At 44.1% G+C, this 20,934-nt stretch carries 18 protein-coding genes; 13 read left to right on the forward strand and 5 right to left on the reverse strand.

The genetic code is table 11. The features are described 5' to 3' along the window. The first annotated feature begins 10 nt into the window (after window positions 1–10). The 3 genes from N4597_RS00420 (at window position 11) to N4597_RS00430 (ending at window position 3,731) form a co-directional block, all read left to right on the forward strand. Window positions 11–1,126: an aminotransferase gene (locus tag N4597_RS00420; RefSeq protein WP_260904066.1), complete on the forward strand. Its 1,116-nt coding sequence runs from the start codon at window positions 11–13 to the stop codon at window positions 1,124–1,126. Between the two features lie 14 nt (window positions 1,127–1,140). Continuing rightward, window positions 1,141–3,300 (forward strand): glycosyltransferase, encoded by a 2,160-nt coding sequence (locus N4597_RS00425; RefSeq protein WP_260904068.1) that lies wholly within the window; start codon window positions 1,141–1,143, stop codon window positions 3,298–3,300. A 158-nt stretch (window positions 3,301–3,458) separates the two neighbouring features. Further along, on the forward strand, window positions 3,459–3,731 hold the full coding sequence (locus N4597_RS00430) for a hypothetical protein (RefSeq protein ID WP_260904070.1): 273 nt from the start codon (window positions 3,459–3,461) through the stop codon (window positions 3,729–3,731). 119 nt (window positions 3,732–3,850) lie between these two features. Here the strand turns inward: N4597_RS00430 and N4597_RS00435 are convergent, their stop codons facing one another. Together N4597_RS00435 and N4597_RS00440 are read right to left on the reverse strand one after the other, a co-directional pair. Then, window positions 3,851–4,711 (reverse strand): NAD(P)-dependent oxidoreductase, encoded by an 861-nt coding sequence (locus N4597_RS00435; RefSeq protein WP_260904071.1) that lies wholly within the window; start codon window positions 4,709–4,711, stop codon window positions 3,851–3,853. A 69-nt stretch (window positions 4,712–4,780) separates the two neighbouring features. Beyond that, window positions 4,781–5,089 carry an ArsR/SmtB family transcription factor gene (locus N4597_RS00440; protein ID WP_050611404.1) on the reverse strand — a complete coding sequence of 103 codons (309 nt, stop codon included), beginning with the start codon at window positions 5,087–5,089 and terminating at the stop codon, window positions 4,781–4,783. A gap of 159 nt (window positions 5,090–5,248) precedes the next feature. Here N4597_RS00440 and N4597_RS00445 point away from each other — a divergent pair, with 159 nt between their 5' ends. The 4 genes from N4597_RS00445 (at window position 5,249) to N4597_RS00460 (ending at window position 9,780) form a co-directional block, all read left to right on the forward strand. Continuing rightward, on the forward strand, window positions 5,249–7,108 hold the full coding sequence (locus N4597_RS00445) for a heavy metal translocating P-type ATPase (RefSeq protein WP_192944500.1): 1,860 nt from the start codon (window positions 5,249–5,251) through the stop codon (window positions 7,106–7,108). A 105-nt stretch (window positions 7,109–7,213) separates the two neighbouring features. Beyond that, window positions 7,214–8,242, forward strand: coding sequence for a BMP family lipoprotein (locus N4597_RS00450; protein WP_260904077.1), 1,029 nt, complete (start codon window positions 7,214–7,216; stop codon window positions 8,240–8,242). Window positions 8,243–8,284: 42 nt separating this feature from the next. Further along, window positions 8,285–9,163 (forward strand): endonuclease/exonuclease/phosphatase family protein, encoded by an 879-nt coding sequence (locus tag N4597_RS00455; RefSeq protein ID WP_167588892.1) that lies wholly within the window; start codon window positions 8,285–8,287, stop codon window positions 9,161–9,163. A 41-nt stretch (window positions 9,164–9,204) separates the two neighbouring features. Further along, complete coding sequence (locus N4597_RS00460) at window positions 9,205–9,780, forward strand: DJ-1 family glyoxalase III (RefSeq protein ID WP_260904079.1); 576 nt, start codon at window positions 9,205–9,207, stop codon at window positions 9,778–9,780. 60 nt (window positions 9,781–9,840) lie between these two features. On the opposite strand, the gene N4597_RS00465 is transcribed toward N4597_RS00460, so the two are convergent. Both N4597_RS00465 and N4597_RS00470 read right to left on the reverse strand, forming a co-directional pair. Then, window positions 9,841–11,016 (reverse strand): MFS transporter, encoded by a 1,176-nt coding sequence (locus tag N4597_RS00465; RefSeq protein WP_225440761.1) that lies wholly within the window; start codon window positions 11,014–11,016, stop codon window positions 9,841–9,843. Between the two features lie 7 nt (window positions 11,017–11,023). After that, entirely contained in the window at window positions 11,024–11,389 is a 366-nt protein-coding gene (locus N4597_RS00470) for a PaaI family thioesterase (protein ID WP_056976086.1), read from the reverse strand. Window positions 11,390–11,473: 84 nt separating this feature from the next. On the opposite strand from N4597_RS00470, the gene menB reads away from it, so the two are divergent. From menB to cydC, 6 genes are all read left to right on the forward strand, one after another. Then, window positions 11,474–12,295, forward strand: a complete 822-nt coding sequence (gene menB / locus N4597_RS00475) for a 1,4-dihydroxy-2-naphthoyl-CoA synthase (RefSeq protein ID WP_050611397.1) — start codon at window positions 11,474–11,476, stop codon at window positions 12,293–12,295. Window positions 12,296–12,300: 5 nt separating this feature from the next. Next, entirely contained in the window at window positions 12,301–13,725 is a 1,425-nt protein-coding gene (locus N4597_RS00480) for an o-succinylbenzoate--CoA ligase (RefSeq protein ID WP_260904085.1), read from the forward strand. A 226-nt stretch (window positions 13,726–13,951) separates the two neighbouring features. Further along, window positions 13,952–15,373: a cytochrome ubiquinol oxidase subunit I gene (locus N4597_RS00485; RefSeq protein WP_050611395.1), complete on the forward strand. Its 1,422-nt coding sequence runs from the start codon at window positions 13,952–13,954 to the stop codon at window positions 15,371–15,373. Next, a complete protein-coding gene (gene cydB / locus N4597_RS00490; protein ID WP_089144074.1) occupies window positions 15,374–16,393 on the forward strand; it encodes a cytochrome d ubiquinol oxidase subunit II in 1,020 nt (339 codons plus the stop codon). Next, a complete protein-coding gene (gene cydD, locus N4597_RS00495) occupies window positions 16,393–18,114 on the forward strand; it encodes a thiol reductant ABC exporter subunit CydD (protein WP_260904088.1) in 1,722 nt (573 codons plus the stop codon). The genes cydB and cydD overlap by 1 nt, the downstream gene beginning before the upstream one ends. Then, window positions 18,107–19,855: a thiol reductant ABC exporter subunit CydC gene (gene cydC / locus N4597_RS00500; RefSeq protein WP_260904091.1), complete on the forward strand. Its 1,749-nt coding sequence runs from the start codon at window positions 18,107–18,109 to the stop codon at window positions 19,853–19,855. The genes cydD and cydC overlap by 8 nt, the downstream gene beginning before the upstream one ends. A gap of 41 nt (window positions 19,856–19,896) precedes the next feature. On the opposite strand, the gene N4597_RS00505 is transcribed toward cydC, so the two are convergent. Next, complete coding sequence (locus tag N4597_RS00505) at window positions 19,897–20,871, reverse strand: polyprenyl synthetase family protein (protein ID WP_260904093.1); 975 nt, start codon at window positions 20,869–20,871, stop codon at window positions 19,897–19,899. Window positions 20,872–20,934 lie beyond the last annotated feature (63 nt).

Here is a 20,934-nt window from a genome sequence, read left to right on the forward strand (position 1 = left end):
TTTATAATTAATGGACTTACCAGCATTTGGAGTGGAAGAATGGTTAAATAAATGGGAAACCAAGGCCAAGTATGATATTTCGCAAAGTTCGATTAAGGCCTTAACCTTAGAGGAGCTGATTGGGCTAGACGGAACTGAGGTGGCAGACTTTTTTGCGCGCTATGCTAACACTAGTTTAGATTACGGCGCGATTGAAGGTTCAGCCGAGTTTAAACGGTTGGTGGCTGGCCTGTATCGGCATGTAGAAGCAGATAACATTTTACAAATGAATGGTGCCACCGGCGGGAACTTTTTGGCCCTGTATGCGTTAGTTAACCCTGGTGACCAAGTTATCTCCATGCTGCCTTCCTACCAGCAACTATATGATATTCCCAAGTCATTAGGCGCGGAGGTTAAGTTTGTCCGCCTGAAAGAAGAAGCAAATTGGGATTATGATTTAAACCAGCTGGCCAAATTGGTAACGCCCCAAACTAAGTTAATTACTTTAAATAGTGCCAATAATCCGACTGGGACTTGGTTGAAAGCAGACCAGGTTAAACGTTTGGCTAAAATTGCGGCTAGTGTGGATGCTTATGTCTTAGTCGATGAAGTTTATGAACCCCTGGAAGCCAGGGAGAACTTCTTGTCGATTGTAGATGCCTATGATAAAGGGATTGCAGTTAGTTCGCTATCTAAAACTTACTCGCTTCCGGGCCTACGCATTGGTTGGACTGCTTCTAACAAGGAAGTAGCTGATTTATTTAGAAAATATCGGGACTATACCACGATTTGTGGTGGGGTTTTGAATGATGCTTTGGCAGTGCATGCCCTTAAAAATAAGGATAAAATCTTAGCCCGCAACCGGAAGATAGTAGCCGAAAACATGCAGTTAGTCAAAGACTGGGTTGCCTCTGAACCTAAGGTAGCACTGGTGGAACCAGAGTCTGTTTCAACGGCCTTTATTAAGTTGGAGCTAAAAGAAGATGATTATCGTTTCTTTACTAGGTTAGTTAAAGAAACCGGGGTCTTATTAGTTCCTGGGTCGGCCTTTGGTTTTCCAGGTCATGCCCGCTTGGGCTATTGTTGTCAAAAAGAAGTTTTACAAGCAGGACTGAGGAGGTTATCAACCTTTTTACACCAACAGTGAGGAAGTGAGCGGGAGTGGAAGCAAATATTTCACTAGTATTGTTAGCTAATGGGAGTCAAGCCGCCCTAGATAGGTGTTTAGACTCTTGTTTTAGGCAAAGCTATTCTGAATTTGAATTACTTGTCTTTACGGACGAAACGGTGCAGGTTGCCCGCGAAGATGAACGTCTCAGGGTTTATGAGACCTCGTTAGCGGATCCAGGTGCCTTAAGGGTGGCCGCCCTAAGACGGGCGACTACTGACTACCTAATGTTTTTAGAGGCTGCTGATTTTTTGGTGGGAACGGATGCGCTAGCTATTTTTATGACCAGGTTAGCCGAGCAGCAAAGTGACCTAGCCATAACTAACCTTGTTTTTTATAAGGAGGCTGAGTTGATCTATCCTTTTTCCCGGGCTAAAACTAGGGCGCTTACTGTCAATAACTACTTGTTATGTGCCCGTTTGTACGGTAGTTTTAGACGACTAGGGGGAAATCTTATTGCTAAGGACCTCCTAAGTAGGTTGGGGGAACAACTAGGAACGTTAGCGACGCAAGACTTATATTTAAGATTATGCCTACTGGCTAAGCAGCCGGTTTATCTCAGCGATGCCTGCTATGCTTACAGTATTGAAAACGGCCGGCAACTCCCCGCTTTTAGTTGGCAAGCGGATTACCATTTAGGACCGGCTGCAGACTTAGTTAAACAAATCCAAGCAAGTCATTACCAAGCAAGTGTCCCTGAGAAATTAACACTAGCTGTTTGTCTAGATGAGTATAGCGCCGGTAAGGTTGATGTCTTGCTTTATTCGCTTGAAAGAAACAATCCAAGCGGAGGAGTAGTTTACCTGATTTACGAAGAGTTAACACCACAGACTAAGGCTTGGTTGGTTAGACTGGGGCAGGGCTTTGTTAACTTTAAGTTGGAATTTATCAAGCTCTCCTTACTTGACCGTCACTTACTTAATAAAATCTCACTGGCTGGCAACCATCTACCTGTGAGTGCTTACTACCGAATATTATTGCCTAACCTCTTACCCGAAGTAGACCGGGTGCTTTACTTAGATTACGACACCCTGGTAGTTAACGATTTAACGAGTTTATGGCAAAGCGACCTGGAGGGACACTTTCTTGGCTGCATTCGAGATTTAGGGGTAACTATAAAGAATGGTTGGAGTAATGATTTATTAGGAAAATACGGGGAAAATTACTTTAACTCCGGGGTCTTATTGATGGATTTAGCATTGCTGAGAAAATACAGTCTCGCCAGCTATTTTTACCAATTTATCCTAGAAGCTACCGACTTTTTTGTTTTAGGTGATCAGGATGCTTACAATCTTTACTTTAAGGATGCGGTTAAGTACTTGGGGGTCGAAAACAATTATGTCTGCAAGTTATTTAGTAGCGACTTAGCTAGTGAACACCGAAAGCTACAGGAAATTAATGTTTTGCACTTCCTGGGTGCTGAAAAGCCTTGGCGTGATGCTAGCAACTACCCTAAAGAAATGTTGCCTGCAGTCACTAGTTATCGTAACTACCGCCAGGAGTTACGGGCCAAATATAATTTAAAGGCGGAACAACCGGCTTTAACCGTCTTGGTGTTAGTAACTACTGCGTTAGAATTAGACCGATGCCTCGAAAGCATCTACTACCAGGACTACCCTAATTTAGAACTAGTAGTGGTTGATATGAGTGAAGCTGCAGCAGTTTTAACAAGCTTACAAAAGTATCAGGCAATCTATGGGGACATTAAATATTACCAGGCTAGCTCGACGGCTAATGCAGCTGAATTAATTCAAAGCTGGGCTAACCAAGCTAAGGGTGAGTTAATGACCGTTATTTCTAGCAAAGATGCTTTTAATAAAAACGAACCGTTTAGGCAAATGGTGACTTACTTACAGCAGGAACAATTAGATTTAATCGGGTCGATGCACATGCGTTACCTAACTGAAGATGGATCTTTTAGGGGCTTTCCGGTTAGTGGTGAGTTTGAAGATACTGGTAGCCATAGCATTACTGACCTGGTGGCAAGTTATGCAGGTGAGTATCAACAACTTAGTGGCTTTATTTTTAAACGGGAGCTACTAGCTACTAGCGAGCCGGCTACAAGTGAACTTGAGCTAGTGAAGAATTTACTTGCGGCTAGCCAAAAACGTGCTACCTGGAAGGATTATGCTTGGATTTTAACAGTTAAATAATATTGGGAAGCGGTTCTTACGAAAGGATTTTAAGAAAGCAATGTATTTCTTAAAATCCTTTATTTAGTTTGGAGCCTTAGTAAAAAAAGTTGCAACTTTTTTGAATTAATCGCCGGTTATCTGAGGAGGGTGACTACTTAAATGATGGGACCCACACGTTGATTTTAAACGCCAGTAGTGATTGGGAAGGCGTCAGTGATGAACTCAAAGGAATTTTTCAGTTAGTTTTAAGACAGCCGGCGTCATTTGGCCAGTTAGGAGCGCAAATTATGGATAAGATTGATGAAATTAAGCACAGTAAGACAGGAGGGCGCAAGGAAGGCACCGACGAAGCGATTATCAAGTTAATTCCAGACCTGGTTGCCCTAACCAATGACCGCCAGGCCGTCATCAAAATCTTGATGACTAAGATGAATCTAAGTCAAGAATAAGCAGGAAGCTACTACAAGCAGGCCGTGGCAGCGGGTCAAAAAGGAAAGTAAGTGTTCTTCTTAGCAGGAGCAAACTAAAAGGTCACCACTAGCAGCGCTAGTTGGTGGCCTTATTAGCTTTAATTGTAGCTATTAATTAACCCTTGTGTTCCTTGGTCGCCAAGCTTGCAATCATCAACCATTACTTGGTAGAGGCGTTTGGCTTCCTTAGTGGCTGGTAAATCAAGGTTCATTGCTTTAGCTTCTTCAAGTGCAATTCTTAAATCCTTTAAGAAATGACGAGAGAAAAATCCCGGTTTGAAGTCGCCGGCTAAAATCCGCGGACCGTAGTTGGATAAGCTCCAGTTAGCCGCCGAGCCTTTGGAGACCGTTTCGAGAACCTTCTTAGGGTCGAGGCCAGCTTTTTTAGCATACAGCAACATTTCAGTTAAGCCGGTCATAGTGCCGGCAATCATGATTTGGTTAGCCATCTTGGTGTGTTGTCCGCTGCCGGCGGGGCCGAAGTAGTTAACCGCTTGACCAATTTGGTTGAAAATTGGTTCAACCTTAGTGAAGGTTGCCTCAGCGCCCCCAACCATAATAGTTAGGGTGGCATTTTTGGCTCCCACGTCGCCACCGGAAACAGGCGCATCTAAGACTTCAATCCCTAATTTTTTGCCTGCAGCATAGAGTTTAGCCGCTAATTTTGGCTTGCTAGTAGTTAGGTCGACTGCAATTTTACCCGTGGTTAGGCCGGCGAAAACCCCGTCGTCACCAAAGTAGACACTTTCTACATCGCTAGGCATTCCGACCATGGTAAAGACCAGGTCGCTTCTAGTTGCAACTTCCTTAGGGCTGGCAGCCCACTTAGCTCCGAGGGCGACCAGGTTATCGGTCTTGGCCTTAGTCCGATTGTAGACGGTTAGGTTGTGACCGGCTTTAATCAAATTTTGGGAAATAGCGTTACCCATTACTCCGGTACCAATAAAACCAATTTGCATAAAAATACCTCCCATAATTAAAGTGCTTACAACTTAATTATAGGAGGATAAATTTAGTAAAACAAATAACTAATCTTCACTGATGTGTTCTTTAACTTGCCTAAAAATCATGATGATGTGCTCATCGGCTAGCTGGTAGTTGACTTTTTGACCAGCGCGAATGCCTTTAACAAGACCAGTTTGGCGTAAGATTTTTAATTGGTGGGAGATAGCAGATTGTGAAAGACCGATAGCTGTGGCAATTTCTGTGACCGAGAGCGTCTTATTGAAGAGTAAGTATAAAATGCGGTAGCGGGTCTGATCGCCAAAGGCTTTAAAGATTTCTACACTCCGTTCGGTTTCTTCATCGGTTGGCAAGAAGTGGTTGCTTTTTTCCATATGATTTAGATTAAACCTTTCTAAATTAGTGATTAAACTAATTTTACGTCAAAAAATTTCTAGGCGCAAATAAGACTATTGACTTACCTGCAAGCGGTGTTATACTTTAGTTAGATATATGAGCATGTGTTCATAAGTTTGGGTAAAGGGGGGCTAAAAATGGTACTAACATTCAAGCAATTAACTAAAGAGGAACGACTTGATTTAAGTCAGATTGGCTTAAGCCTGCTCTTAGTGGTGTTAGCGCGGTTTTGTCTTGGGGACACGCAGTTGGCAGTCATTGTTTACATAGGGGCTTATTTAGTAGCCGGGTTTCAAATTATCGTAACGGCCGCTAAAAATATTTGGCAGGGAGATTGGTTTGACGAAAATTTCCTAATGACGCTAGCAACATTGGGGGCGCTTTTGATTAAGCAATACCCAGAAGCCTGCGCCGTGATGATTTTCTACCGGTTGGGAGAGTTTTTTCAGGAACGAGCGGTTGCCAAGTCGCAACGGGCGATTACGTCTTTACTAGACTTGCGACCTGACTTTGCGAGACTGGCGGGTCAAAGTGAGCAGATTGATCCTGCCCAGGTAAAGGTTGGCCAAGTAATTTCAGTCTTACCAGGTGAACGAATCCCCCTAGATGGGATTGTTACCCAGGGAACAGCTTACCTCGATACCGCTGCCTTGACAGGGGAGTCTAAGCCAAGACCAGTAACTGTAGGGCAAGAAGTTTTAAGCGGGATGGTGGTACTATCTAGCAGTATCGAACTGCGGGTTACTAAGAGTTTTGGTCAGAGTACGGTTTCCAAGTTGTTGGACCTAGTCCAAAACAGCAGTCAGCAAAAGGCTCAGACTGAAAACTTCATCCGCCGGTTTGCCAAGCGTTATACTCCGGTAGTGGTGCTATTAGCCCTAGTCTTGGCCCTCCTTGGCCCCTTAGTTAGCGGGGGACCATTCCAAACTTGGCTTTATAGGGCCTGTGTTTTTTTGGTAATTTCTTGTCCCTGTGCCTTGGTAATCTCAATTCCCCTGGGCTTTTTCGGTGGAATCGGAGCAGCTTCACGTGCAGGGGTACTGATTAAGGGCAGTAATTACCTAGAAGCCCTAACCAAGGTGACAACGATTGTTTATGATAAAACGGGCACCCTAACGGAGGGAAAATTTAAGGTAAGTCAAGTTTTACCGGTTGAACCGGACCAAGCTGAAAAGCTAATCACCCTAGCAGCGCTAGCGGAAAAGGATTCACCTCACCCTGTTGCCCAGGCAATCGTTGCTAATTTCCCGGGAAATATTGCCACTTATAAAGTCGATCAAGTCGAACAACTGGTAGGTCTAGGTGTAAAGGCCCTTTATGAAGGCCACACGATTTTCTTGGGTAATGCTCGCTTGATGGAAAAACAAAAGATAGCCTACCAAGCTGTGGCTGCCCCCCAAGCCACTGTCTGTTACCTAGCATATGATGGTGTTTACCTAGGTGCAATCTTAGTCGCTGACGAATTGAAGAAGACCACCAAGCAAGCTTTAGCCAATTTGAAAAAACTAGGCATTAAGCAGCAGTTGATGCTGACTGGAGATAACCAACAGGTAGCAACTAAGGTGGCAAGTGAGTTGGGGATTGCCGTCAAAAGTGAGCTCCTTCCACAAGCAAAGGTTGCTGAAGTGGCTAAGCTAAAAGAACAGCTCAGTCCAACGGAGAAGTTAGCCTTTGTTGGCGACGGCTTAAATGATACCCCGGTTTTAAAACAAGCCGACATCGGAATTGCGATGGGAGCCTTGGGGTCGGATGCAGCTATCGAGGCAGCTGACATTGTCTTAATGAACGATGAGTTGCTAACGTTGACCCAGGCAATTTTGATTGCGCGTAAGACTAAACGGATTGTATGGGAAAATATCAGCTTTGCCTTAATCATTAAAGCTTTGTTCTTACTACTAGGTTTATTTGGGTTAACGACGATGTGGGTGGCTGTTTTTGCTGACGTAGGGGTAACCTTGTTGGCAGTAGCCAATGCGTTAAGGTTAGTCTTAAAGTAAATGAGTTGAAAATCCTCACCTTTCTCTATAAACTTGGCCGATTATTTAGTATAATCAAGTTAAGTATTCGGCTGTAAGCGAATTCGGAAGGTGGGGTGTTTTTGTGTGAAAAAGATTGTGACAATAATTGTTGGGTTAGTGTTATTAGGAGTGGTTTTTTGGTTTGGGGTTGTCTATTCAAATAACCGCAATCACAAGCAAATTCCAACGGTAGCTATGGTTACCGACGGGGGCGGTGTCGAAGATGGTTCCTTTAACGCTGCGACTTGGAAAGGGTTAGTAGAATGGGGGAAGGAACATCATGTAGCTAAGGGACCAAATGGTTATACCTATGCGCAGTCCCTTTCCGATGCTGACTTTTTCCCTAATATGGATAAGTTGGTCAAAAAGGGATATAACACGATTATTGCGACTGGCTACCGCCTAACGGATGCGATTAAAAAAGCTTCCCAAAAGTATCCGGATACTAACTTTGTGATGATTGATACCGTAGTTAAGCGTCCTAATGTGGCATCGGTTCAATTTAGGGATAACGAGGCAGCTTTTTTGGCAGGCGTAGCCGCTGCTAAGACTAGTAAATCCAAGCAGGTCGGCTTTATCGGGGGGACCGATAGTCCGGTTATGGCTGTCTTTTACAAAGGTTTTGTTCAAGGAGTACATACTGTTGACCCTAATATTAGGATTAATAAAAAGTACGTGGGCACTTTTTCCCAGCCTAGAATTGGCCAGTCTTTGGCCGCAGCGATGTATGATAACGGAGTTGATGTTATTTACACTGTAGCAGGAGGTTCTGGTGAAGGGGCCTTTACTGCTGCCAAGGCGGTAAGAAAGAACCTTGGACGTACGGTTTGGGTAATTGGAGTTGACCAAGATCAAGGCGAGCTGGGCGAGTATGACGGTGGTAACGTCACCCTAGCCTCGACTATAAAGCGGGTTGATGTTGCGGTTAAAGATATGGCTAACAAGGCGATGACTAAGAAATTTCCTGGAGGCAAGACAATCTATTATGATCTTAGCGACCGCGGGGTGGACATCGTTAATACTAGCTTGCCTAAAAGTACTTGGAAGTTAATCCAATCATACAAACAGCAAATTATAGCCGGGCAAATTAAGGTGGCGGGTCGGCAAAGTTAGGTCCGTCACTAAAAATTAATCTAAGCAAACGAGGTTTATTCTATGCGAATCTTAACGTTAAATTGTCACTCACTGTTAGAGTATGAAGTCAATGAACAGATTCAAGAGTTAGTTGATTTTGTTGTTAGGGAATCTGTTACAATCATTGCGCTCCAAGAGGCTAGTCAGTCAATGAAAAGTCCAATTCTTTCACAGACTGAGCTATTGGGCAGTGGTTTTGTTCCTCCTAGTGAAAGTGATGTACCTGTTAAGGTGGACAATTTTGCTTATTTATTAGTAAGAGCGCTTAGGAGAGTTAAGTTAAAATTTGCTTGGTCATGGACGGCCAGTCACGTTGGTTATGATAAGTTGGATGAAGGTATCGCCCTGCTTAGTTTGAAGCCACTACAAGCAGTCCATGCTCCTGTAATCGTAGCTAAGCCAGAATTTGCGAGTTATCAAGATTACCGCCGGCGGAAGCTATTGCTAGCCAAGCTTGCTGGCAGCGGTAACCTAACAATCGCTACCGGACACTTTGATGGCTGGCAGGCCGAGATTTTTGAAGCGGAGTGGCAACAAGCGTTGAGTCACTTTGATTTGAAAGAACCAGTCTATTTAATGGGTGACTTAAATGTCGATGCCGAACAAAATGATTGCAGTTATCAAAAAATCTGTCAATCCTTCCAGGATACCTATGAATTAGCAGTCGCTAAGGGTGATGGGCTAACAGTTCGTGGGGCGATTGATGGTTGGGAAGATAGTCAAGTTGGAAAAAGAATCGACTATATTTTAACGACCGCTAGTAATGAGGTGCTTTCTAGTCGGGTTTGCTTCGACGGCCAAGATTCAGCCCGCATCTCAGATCATGCCGGCATCATCGTTGAGGTAGCAGATACCCCTAGTTTAGCTACAGTCAAAAAACGTCAATATTATACTGCTTAGTGTTAGAATTAAAGTTGAATTAATTTACAGGAGGGATTTTAATGGCAAAGAAAATTGCAGTTATGATTGCAGATGGTTGTGAAGAAATCGAAGCCTTAACACCAGTCGATGTCTTACGGCGGCTAGGCCAAGACGTTGATATGGTAGGGTTAAAGGAACTAGCAGTAACAGGTGCCCACCAAATCAAGTTGACCTGTGATAAAGTTTTAGACGATAGTCTCCTTGATTATGACATGGTGGTCTTACCTGGTGGTTACCAAGGGGCTCAGAATTTGCGCAACAGCGACCAGTTACTGGCGCTAATGCAAAAACGCAACCAAGCCGGTAAGTGGAATGCAGCCATGTGTGCAGCGCCTATGGCCTTTGCTAGGTACGGCTTATTAAATGACAGTGATTATACTTGTTATCCAGAGATGGAAAAAGAATTTGCAAGTGACGTAACTAATGGTCGGCACCATGAAGACATTGTTGTCGTTGATTCGACCAAGCATATCATCACTAGCCGGGGGCCTGCAACCGCCTTGGCATATGCTTATAAAATTGCTGAGGTCCTCGGAGTAGACCCAGCCCCTCAAAAAGAGGCCATGCTTTATAATTTCTTGGCAACTAATATTTAAGTTTAATGAATAATAGCCCTAGCTTGCGGTGAGTCTGCAAGCTAGAGCTATTATTTTTTATTAGTTCTTAATAAAGAAGCTACTGATGAAGGCCAGTAGGGACCATAAGACTAGGCAGAAGAAGGCGGCGGTAAAGGAGCCACCGCTAAGTTGGACGACTGCCCCAATCATGATAGGGGCGAGGAAGCCGCCTAGTTGGCCCCCGAAGTTAACTAACCCAATCGAAGCACCGTAGTTTTTGAGGTTAGGCGTTTGGGCAATGTAAGCAAAGCAGCTTGTGAAGGCTAAGGCTTTGAAGAAGAAGGTCAGCACTTCACAGACAATTACCCAGGTTAGAGCAGTGGCTTGGTACATCCCAAACATAAAAATTAATGTTCCTAAGGTGCTGAGGGCAATTAGGAGCTTAGCTTGGTTTTTAAAGAGGTGAACTAGTAAAAAGCCGCTGATTAAGGCCGCAATCCCACCGGCAATTGTAGGTAGGGGGACCAACCAGGCGATATTTTTGAGGTTTAAATGCCGTTTGGCTAGCAAATAAGTCGGCATCCAGGTATCTAACCCCTTGGTCACGACATTAAGGCTCAGGCCGATAATGATGAAGCTGATGATTTTAGCGTCGGCTTGCTTCAAGCTTAGCTTTTGTTTAGGTGCGCTTGAAGTGGAAACTGTTTGGCTAAAGGGCCGTTCGTAGTAACAGTAACTTCCTAGGATAAGAAGCCCCAGTAAGCCTAAGGCAAAAAAGGCGCCCCGCCAGGACCACTGACCGATGGCAAAGGTAATTAAAAAGGGCGCGATGGTTGCTCCGGCATAGTTGGATGACAGGGTGATGCTGGTAGCCTGTGAGCGTTTAGACTTTGGATAGGTTTCAGAAATTTGCTTTAAAGCTGCGGCTGGATAAGGACCCTCGGCTAAGCCAAAGGCAAACCTAATAATCAATAGTGAAAGTAAAGACCAGGCCAGCCCAGTGGCAATGGTGAGTAGTGACCACAAGCCTAGGGTGCAAGCGACCATTTTCTTACTACCTAGTTTATCGACTAGCCAGCCACCCGGGATTTGCATGAGAGAATAGCTGAAGAAAAAGGCGCTGGCTAGGCTGCCTAAAGCGGTGGGACTTAGGTGGAAGTCTTTGCCGATATAGGCAAGTGAGATATTTAACACGGAGCGGTCGATGAACAGCAGCATATAAGCTAGGTAGATTAAGCTTAAAGTTATTAGACGACTAGTACTTTTTTTATTCATGGTAAAACTACTTTCTATTAATTTTTAAGGTAATGGTTGAAAAGCTGGTTACAGTTTGATTGAGGTAAGTTTTTGCTTGCCAAACATGAATTGTTCGTCCAAGCGAAAGGGGGCTTGCGATTACGGTGAGTGTTTTTCCAGCTTGAGCAGCCTTTAAATGATGGGTCGTAATGTCGAGTCCCACGGGGAATTGGTCAGGTTGACAGTAGAGGTTAGCTCCTAGGCTAGCAGCACTTTCTGCCAAGACGGCGTTTAGGCCACCGTGAAGGAGGCCATAAGGTTGGAGGTGCTTAGGCTTGATGGGCATAGTTAGGCGGACCTCGGTTTTAGAGAGTAACTCTTGGTTAATCTCTAATTCTTCTAATAAATTCATGGTATCACCCCTTAAATATATTGCTAACAATGTTATAATAAGAGCGGTTCAATTATAACATTTTTGTAAGGATGTGGATTATAAATGTCAAATGTAACTTGGGAAAAAATCAAAGATTATTCTGAAATTATTTTTGAACGGACAGGAAAGATTGCCAAGATTACCATGAACCGGCCGGAAAAACTTAACGCCTTCACCCCGGTAACGGTTCAAGAGATGATTGACGCTTTTACTATTTGTCGCGACGATAGTTCGATTGGGGTCATCATTTTAACAGGGGCTGGCGATAAGGCCTTTTCATCCGGGGGTGACCAAAGTGTCCGTGGAAATGGGGGCTACGTTGGCCCCGATAAGATTGCCCGCCTAAACGTTTTAGATTTGCAACACCTAATTAGAATTATCCCTAAACCAGTGATTGCTATGGTTAAAGGCTGGTCCGTTGGGGGCGGTAACATCTTACAGTTAGTATGTGACTTAACCTTGGCTGCTGACAACGCTAAGTTTGGTCAAACTGGTCCTAAAGTAGGGAGTTTTGATGCGGGGTACGGTTCAGGTTACCTAGCACGGGTAATTGGGCACAAGCGGGCTAAGGAAGTATGGTTCTTAAACCACTTCTACACGGCTCAAGAAGCTTATGAAATGAATTGGATTAATAAGGTGGTTCCACTTGCAGACTTGGAAAAAGTTACCTTAGAGTGGTGCCATGAAATTTTGAAGAAGTCACCAACGGCAATCCGCTTTATTAAGGCGGCCATGAATGCAGATACGGACGGCTTGGCCGGTTTACAGCAATTTGCAGGGGATGCCACCATGCTCTTTTACACTACCGATGAAGGTAAGGAAGGGCGCGATGCCTTTAATGAAAAGCGCGAACCAGACTTTGATCAATTCCCTAAGTTTCCTTAAAATAAATGGAAAACTGGCTCAAAAAAAGAATTGCTTTAAGTCCCACTAAACTAGCAGTGGTTACCCCTGAAACTAAGCTCACCTTCAGGGAATTGGGCGACTTGGTTTCTAAGCAGATGGGTTTACTGGCAAAGCTTGTCAAGAAGGGGACGCACGTTGGGGTGTTGACCAATAATAATTTGACGGGTTACAGCTTAATCTTGGCGCTGCAACAACTAGGCTGTGTTATTGTCCTCCTCAATAAACGCCTAGCCGCGCCGGAACTTCAATATCAGCTAGCAGACGCTGAGGTGGAACTATTAATTTACGAGGATGACTTAGCGTTGGTAGGCCTAACGGGGCTTGAGATGATAAGTTTTAGTGAGCTTACTAACCAGACTAGCGAAGCTTGCCAGGTTCAAGCAGAATTTAAGCCTGACGAAGTCACCACGATTATGTATACTTCGGGGACGAGTGGTCAGCCTAAAGGGGTCTGCCAAACCTATAATAACCACCTCTACTCAGCGTTGGGTTCGGCCTTAAATCTCGGCTTGACTACTGAGGATAACTGGCTATGTGTGGTGCCTTTATTTCATATTAGTGGTCTGTCAATTATGATGCGGTCACTGATTTATGGTATGACGGTGACCCTCTTACCTAAGTTTGATGCTGACGAGGTAATGCGGTATTTAGTGGCAGTAGATATTACCGCGATTTCAGTGGTACCAACCATGTTAAAGCAACTACTAGCACTGGGACAATCTAGTTTGAATCCAGCCTTCCGCTTCTTTTTGCTAGGTGGGGGACCGATTGATAAGCCTAGCTTGGAAAAATGTCGAGCACAAGGGTGGCCGGTAATCCAGTCTTATGGGATGACGGAAACAGCGTCTCAGGTCGTGGCTTTAAGTTTTAATGACGCTGCTAGTCACCTCGGTTCCGCGGGTAAACCACATTTCTTCATCCAGTTAAAACTCGCTAGTGACGGGGAGATTATGCTTAAGGGACCAAATATTAGCCCAGGTTACTATCACCAGGCATTAAAAAATCAGCGGACCTTTGTTGACGGTTGGTTTAAAACCGGAGACATCGGGAGCTTAGATCAAGACGGCTACTTGTATGTAAAGGGGCGGAAGGGTGACATGATTATTTCCGGGGGAGAAAATATCTTCCCACGGGAAATTGAGGATTGTTACCTTAAACTGGCTGCGGTGGCAGAGATAGTGGTTGCTGCTAAGGAAGATGCTAAGTGGGGCCAGGTACCAGTGGCGTTTATAAAATTAAAAGAAGATATTTCCCGGGAAAAGTTAGTGACCTATGGTCGTAAGTTCCTGGCCCACTATAAGGTGCCTAAGGAATTCTATCTAGTTACCGACTATCCCCGGACTGCCAGTGGGAAAATTCAGCGCTATAAATTACTGGCACAGTTGGCAAAACTACAAAAAATTGTCTAAAATTTAAAATTATTAGTAAATCTTTGAAAAATTTTAAATGTAGGCGTATACTTCAAGTGTAGACTAATTTGTGACGTGCAACTTAAATTTAAGTTGGACGCAACAATTAAGGATATGTTAAAATCTAGCTTGGTTTAAGGTAACTAGGATGAAACTGTGCACTTGTTTGCTTATTTATAGCCTAGTTACCGTTTAAGAATGTAAATTAAAACGGGAGGGGATTTCTATGAGTATTGTGACTTTGGCACGCTTCCAATTTGCGATGACGACCATTTTCCACTTTTTCTTCGTACCTTTTACAATCGGTACGGCTCTAGCAGTCGCAATTATGGAACTTTGTTATGTCAAGACAAATAATGAAGAGTATAAGAAATTAACCAAGTTCTGGGGTAATATCATGCTCTTGAGTTTTGCGGTGGGGGTTGTGACCGGGATTATCCAAGAATTCCAATTCGGGATGAACTGGTCTGATTACTCACGGTTTGTTGGTGATATTTTTGGGGCACCATTGGCTGTTGAAGCATTGTTAGCCTTCTTCATGGAATCAACATTCTTAGGTTTATGGATGTTTACTTGGGATAAGGTCGGCAAGAAGCTACACGCAACTTTTATTTGGTTGGTAGTAGCAGGGTCAATGTTGTCTGCAATGTGGATTTTAGCCGCTAATAGTTTCATGCAACACCCAGTTGGATACACTATCCGTCATGGCCGGGCCGAAATGACCGACTTTTTAGCACTTATTACTAACTCACAGTTCTTCTATGAATATGGGCACGTAATTACCGGGGCAATTACCATGGGTGGGATTATTGTCGCTGGTTTGGCTGCCTTTAGATTGTTGAAGAAGGACAAGTTATCGGCTACAACTACTAACCTTTATAAGAAATCAGTGCGTTTGGGCTTAGTGATTTCATTAATCGGTTCAATTTCCGTAATGGGGATTGGTGACTTACAAATGAAAGCCTTACTTAACGACCAACCAATGAAGTTTGCCGCTATGGAAGGTGACTACAAGGATTCTGGCGACCCAGCTGCTTGGACAGTGGTTGCTTGGGCTAACGAAGCCAAACACGAAGAAGTCTTTGGGGTTAAGATTCCTTACATGTTAAGTATCCTTTCTTACGGCAAGCCATCCGGTTCAGTTAAAGGGATGGATACCGTTAATAAGGAATTAACGGCTAAATATGGTAAGCGTAACTACTATCCAATGGTTAACACGCTGTTCTATAGTTTCCGTTTGATGGCGGCCTTCGGGGTCTTGATGTTCTTAGTATCTGCTTTAGGACTCTTCTTCACACGCAAGAAGAACCCAATCTTGTATGAGAAGAAGTGGATGCTATGGATTATGGGTCTAACAACCTTTGCCCCATTCCTAGCTAATACTTTTGGGTGGATGATTACCGAATTCGGTCGTTATCCATGGACTGTTTATGGTTTATTTACCATCCAACAAAGTGTGTCACCAAATGTTTCTGTAACCTCATTACTAATTTCTAACACGGTTTACTTCTTGCTCTTTACTTCCTTAGCAATCACGATGATTGGCTTAGTGGTTAGAGAATTGAAGAAGGGGCCGGAATATGAAGAAGAACAACTGCGGGCAGTAACTAATGCTTCAGTTGATCCATTTGATAAGGGGGCGTTTTAGATGAGTGGTTTACAATTCTTTTGGTTCTTACTAATCGGCGTCTTATTTTCAGGTTTCTTCTTCCTAGAAGGTTTCGACTACGGGGTAGGGATGGCTGTTCAGTCACTCGCTCACAATGAAGAAGAAAAAGACCAAATCGTTGCGACGATTGGACCGGTTTGGGATGGTAACGAAGTGTGGTTACTAACTGCTGGGGGGGCAATGTTTGCTTCCTTCCCATACTGGTATGCAACTTTATTTAGTGGCTACTACCTCATCTTATTGATTATTCTCTTTGGGTTAATCATTCGGGGGGTATCCTTTGAATTTAGACACAAGGTTCCAGTTGAAAAGAAGCAACGTTGGAACTGGACTTTAAGTATTGGTTCATGCATGGTGCCTTTCTTCTTAGGGGTTATGTTTATTAGTATGGTTCAAGGGATGCCAATTGATGCTAACGGCAACATGTCAGCTACCTTTACAGACTATATCAACGTCTTTTCTGTCGTTGGTGGGGTGGCCGTAGTACTTTTGACTTACCTCCATGGTTTGAACTACATTAGTTTGAAAACCGAAGGTCCTGTTAGAGAACGGGCTCGTAACTACGCCCAATTCTTATACTGGGTGCTTTACCTAGGCTTGGTAGTCTTTGCGGTCTTACTCTTCTTTATGACCGACTTCTTTAAGCTTCATGCAGCTACAACCTTAATTACTCTAGTAGTCATTGTTTTACTAACAGTGATTGCTCACCTAGCTGTCTTTAAGCGTAAAGAAATGACTGCTTTTATTGCTAGTGGTCTTTCCCTAGTGAGCGTGGTAATCTTGCTCTTCCAAGGGCTCTTCCCACGGGTAATGATCAGCTCACTTGGTTCTAAGTATGACTTATTGATTAAAGATGCTTCATCAACTCCATATACTTTGAAATTGATGTCAATCATTGCAATCACCTTGGTTCCATTTGTATTAGCTTACACTGCGTGGGCATACTACATCTTTAGAAAACGGATTAAGCAACCAGTCATTGTAACGGGGGAAAAATAATGGTCGATAAAGCGATTATGCGCTTGTCGGGTATTCAGAAATTAATGGGATTGCTTGCGGGGCTTGATGTCTTGCAAGCTTTCTTTATTATCGGACAAGCTTACTACTTGAGTAGTGCAATTACCGGCCTATGGTCGGGTGAAAGTTTAACAACACAAGGTCCGGCAATTGGGCTATTTGTCCTCTGCTATTTAGGCCGGCACCTAATCAATTACTTCAAGGATGAACGGCTAGATAGTTACGCTGCAACGCAAGCGCGCTTATTACGGCGTCAGTTGCTCACCAAACTTTTTAAGCTCGGGCCGCAAATTGTTCAAGAAGAAGGTACCGGGAACGTAATTACTATGGCCTTAGATGGGGTTAGCCAGGTGGAAAATTACTTACACCTAATTTTAAACAAGATGGTCAACATGTCGATTATTCCATGGATTATCCTTGCCTTCGTCTTTTATCTCGATTGGCAGTCAGGGCTAGTATTACTGATTGTTTTTCCATTAATCATCATCTTTATGATTATCTTGGGTTATACGGCTAAGGCTAAGGCGGACCGGCAGTATGAATCCTACCAGCGCTTATCTAACCACTTTTTAGACTCATTACGTGGGATTGATACCCTCAAGTTCTTTGGTTTAAGCAAGCGGTATGCGCAAAGTATCTACCGGACCAGTGAAAGTTTCCGCAAGGCAACGATGAGCACCTTAAGGATTGCGATTCTATCTACCTTTGCGTTAGACTTCTTCACGACCCTGTCAATCGCGGTGGTAGCGGTCCTGTTAGGGTTGCGGTTAATCGACGGGCGGATGGAGCTTTTCCCAGCCCTAACCGCTCTAATCCTAGCGCCAGAGTACTTTTTACCGGTGCGTGACTTTGCTAATGACTACCATGCGACCCTTGACGGTAAAAACGCCATGCAAGCCATTCAAGCTATCTTGACTAAAGAGGAAATCAAAAAAGAGCAAGTTAAATTGCCTACTTGGAGTGAGGATTCAGTCCTAGAGCTAAACAATGTAGGGATGGCCTACGGTCAAAAGGAAATCCTAGCGGGGACCAACCTAAAGTTTAAAGGTTACCAAAAGGTGGGGATTATCGGGATGAGTGGTTCCGGTAAATCAACCTTAATCAACCTTTTGAGTGGCTTCTTGCCTGCTAAGGAGGGTCAAATTAAATTGGCCGGTCAAGAGGTAGCTAACTTCGACCAAGCTGATTGGAAAAAGCAGTTACTCTATATTCCCCAAAACCCCTATGTCTTTGAGGGTAGCCTACGGGAGAATTTGACCTTCTATACGCCTAATGCTAGTGAAGCAGATATCCTTGAAGCTATTAAGGTGGTTGGTTTAGACGAGCTCTTAGCTGAACTGCCCCAGGGGTTAGAGACTAAGATTGGAAATGGCGCCCGGGCTTTAAGTGGGGGCCAGGCGCAAAGAATCGCGCTCGCCCGGGCCTTCTTGGATAAACAGCGGCGGGTAATGATTTTTGACGAGCCAACTGCTCACCTAGACATTGAAACTGAACTAGAACTTAAGGAAAAAATGTTGCCGCTAATGGCCAACCGCTTGGTCTTGTTTGCGACCCACCGCCTCCACTGGTTAAATCAAATGGATTTGGTGGTAGTTTTGAATGAAGGTCAAGTCGTTGAAGTGGGACCTTATGCTGAGTTATTAGCCAAAAAGGGTTACCTCTATCAGCTTAAAAATGAAATGGGGGGTGGAGTCAATGAATAAGGTAGCGTTATTTAAGCAACTTCAAGGCGATAAATGGGTGAAGCCCTTTTTGAAACAATATAAGAAAACCTTGTATTTGGCCCTATTTTTAGGGTTCTGCACCTTCTTTTGTGGGGGGGCATTGATGTTTAATTCGGGCTATTTGATCAGTAAGTCGGCCTCACATCCAAGCAATATTTTGTTGGTTTACATTCCGATTGTGCTTACCCGGGCCTTTGGGATTGGCCGCCCAGTATTTCGCTATGTCGAACGCCTAACCAGTCATAACTGGGTTTTAAAGATGACCTCCAACCTACGGGTGAAGCTTTACCGCATCCTAGAGCAAGATGCGATTTTCTTCAAGCGTGATTATAGCCTGGGGGATGTAATGGGGTTGTTGGCCGAAGATATTAACCACCTCCAAAACCTTTATTTACGGACGATTTTTCCGACCGTAATCGCCTGGCTCTTGTACATCTTCATAGTGATTGCCTTGGGCTTTTACTCACTATGGTTTGCGCTTGTCATGCTCTTTTATTTTGGGATTATCCTCATCGTCTTTCCTTTATGGTCAGTGCTAGTTAACGGGGCCCGTCAAAAGCAAGAGAAGGTTCTAAAAAACGAGCTCTATACTAACCTCACTGACAATGTCTTGGGAATTTCAGATTGGATCTTTAGTCAGCGGGGCCAAGAGTACGTTGAGTTGCATGAACAGGCTCAAGCTGACTTGTATGCCGTCCAAGCCAAACTGCGGAAATTCAATAACTTGCGCAGCTTACTGTTTGAGTTAACCTACGGGGGGATGGCCTTAGTAACCTTGCTATGGGCTAGTGGTCAGTTTGTTGGTGACCACGGGGGTGCAGCTAACTGGATTGCAGCTTTTGTTTTAGCCATCTTTCCTTTAGTCGATGCTTTTGCCGGCCTACCAGCTGCTAGTCAGGAAACCAATGTTTATGCCGACTCGTTGGAACGATTAAATAAGTTGCCGGACCAACGGGAGGCTAAAGAAGTCAGTGAGTTGCCACAAGCACCTTATGACTTGGTCGTCAAAGACTTATCATTCCAATATGGTAAGAATCAAAAAGAAGTGCTGACTGATTTGAACTTAACGATTAAACGGGGACAAAAGCTGGCCATTTTAGGGCGGAGTGGTTCTGGTAAGAGTACCTTAGCCAACTTATTACGCGGTGACCTCAAGCCTACCAAGGGCCAAATTACCCTCGGTGGTGTGGATGTCAGTGTCCTAAATGAACAAATGGCTGATTATATTGGTGTCATTCAGCAAGCGCCATATTTATTTAATACGACCTTAATTAACAACGTTCGTTTGGGTAATGAGGATGCTAGCCCTGAGGACGTTTGGGCAGTGCTTGAACGGGTTGGACTTAAGAAGATGGTAGCTAGTTTACCAAAGGGTTTAGAGACCATGGTTGATGAAGCCGGCCTCCGTTTTTCTGGCGGGGAGCGACACCGCTTGGCGCTAGCCCGCATCCTACTTCAAGATACTCCGATTGTCCTCCTAGATGAGCCGACGGTTGGGCTAGACCCAGTAACGGAGCAGGCCCTAATTACGACCTTTATGGAACAGTTACAGGGCAAAACCTTGATTTGGATTACCCACCATTTGAAGGGAATCGAACAAGTAGATAAAGTAATCTTTATTGAGGATGGTCAGCTAGAGATGGAAGGTAGTCCAGAAGAATTGGCTAAGACCAGTCCTCGCTACCAAAAGCTAAAGGCGATTGATGACGGGCGCCTTTAAACTAAAAGTCACGCATGGAGATTCATGCGTGACTTTTTTAGTTAGATTTTACGTTTAAGTAAATGGTTGGTTAGTTTAGTAAGCTGCTTTTTAGTCTGAGACTTAGGCAGGCCTTCAATATCAACTAAGGCTTTGTGGGTAAACTTGCGGGCGACCTCACGAGCAGCATCGACTCCGCCTAAGGTTCTGACTAGGTTAGCGACGGCCTGCATATCTTCCAACTCCATTTGGTTTTGTTTATCTAAGTATGGTTTAAAAGCTGCCGGCTCTTTTTTTAGGGCTAGGAGCAGTGGAAGCGTGTAGACCCCAGTATTTAGGTCCTCGATGACTGGTTTATTGAAGTCGGCCTGGTTAGCACTATAGTCCAAGATATCGTCTAGCATTTGGAAGGCTAGGCCAATGTTGAGCCCGATTCGCCCGGCCCGGCGGACTACTTCTGGGCTAGCCCCACTAAAGTAGGCGCCTTCTAAACTTGCCAGGCGAAAAAGTTCGGCCGTCTTACCAGAGGTTGACCGTAAGTAATCGTGAATTGACTGGGTCTGGTTGTAACGGAGCTGCATTTGGTCTAGTTCACCTAGTAAAATCTTTTTCATAGCGGCTGCGTTGATCTGCATATAATGAGAACCGTTCATAGTTTCTAAGGTCAAGTCAAAGAAAATGGTAAACAATAAGTCACCAGTATAAACGGCGATGTCTTTCCCAAATTTAGCTTGGATAGAAACCGTGCCACGCCGTAAGGGGGAATCGTCAATAATATCATCATGGATTAGGGTCGCCATATGTAAGATTTCTAGGGAAGCGGCGATTTTGGTCAGCCGGTCTTCGTCTTGGTTGGGGCCAAAGTTGGTAAATAAAAAGAAAAAGGCCGGACGCAGGTACTTACCCCCAGCCTGAGCTAGCTGGGCGACCGCCTGGGAGATTTCTGGATTACGAACTTGGACGCGTTGTTCGATTAGGTTTTTAACTAGCGCAACTTGCTTTTCTAAAACAGGGTATGTTTTCCAATATGATGACATGAATAAACCTCTTTACTAACGTTTAGATACAAGTTTAATTCTACCCGTTTAAAAGCTTAAAAG

It is taken from the genome of Ligilactobacillus agilis, from assembly GCF_025311475.1.
In the GTDB taxonomy this organism is placed as follows: Bacteria; Bacillota; Bacilli; order Lactobacillales; family Lactobacillaceae; genus Ligilactobacillus; species Ligilactobacillus agilis.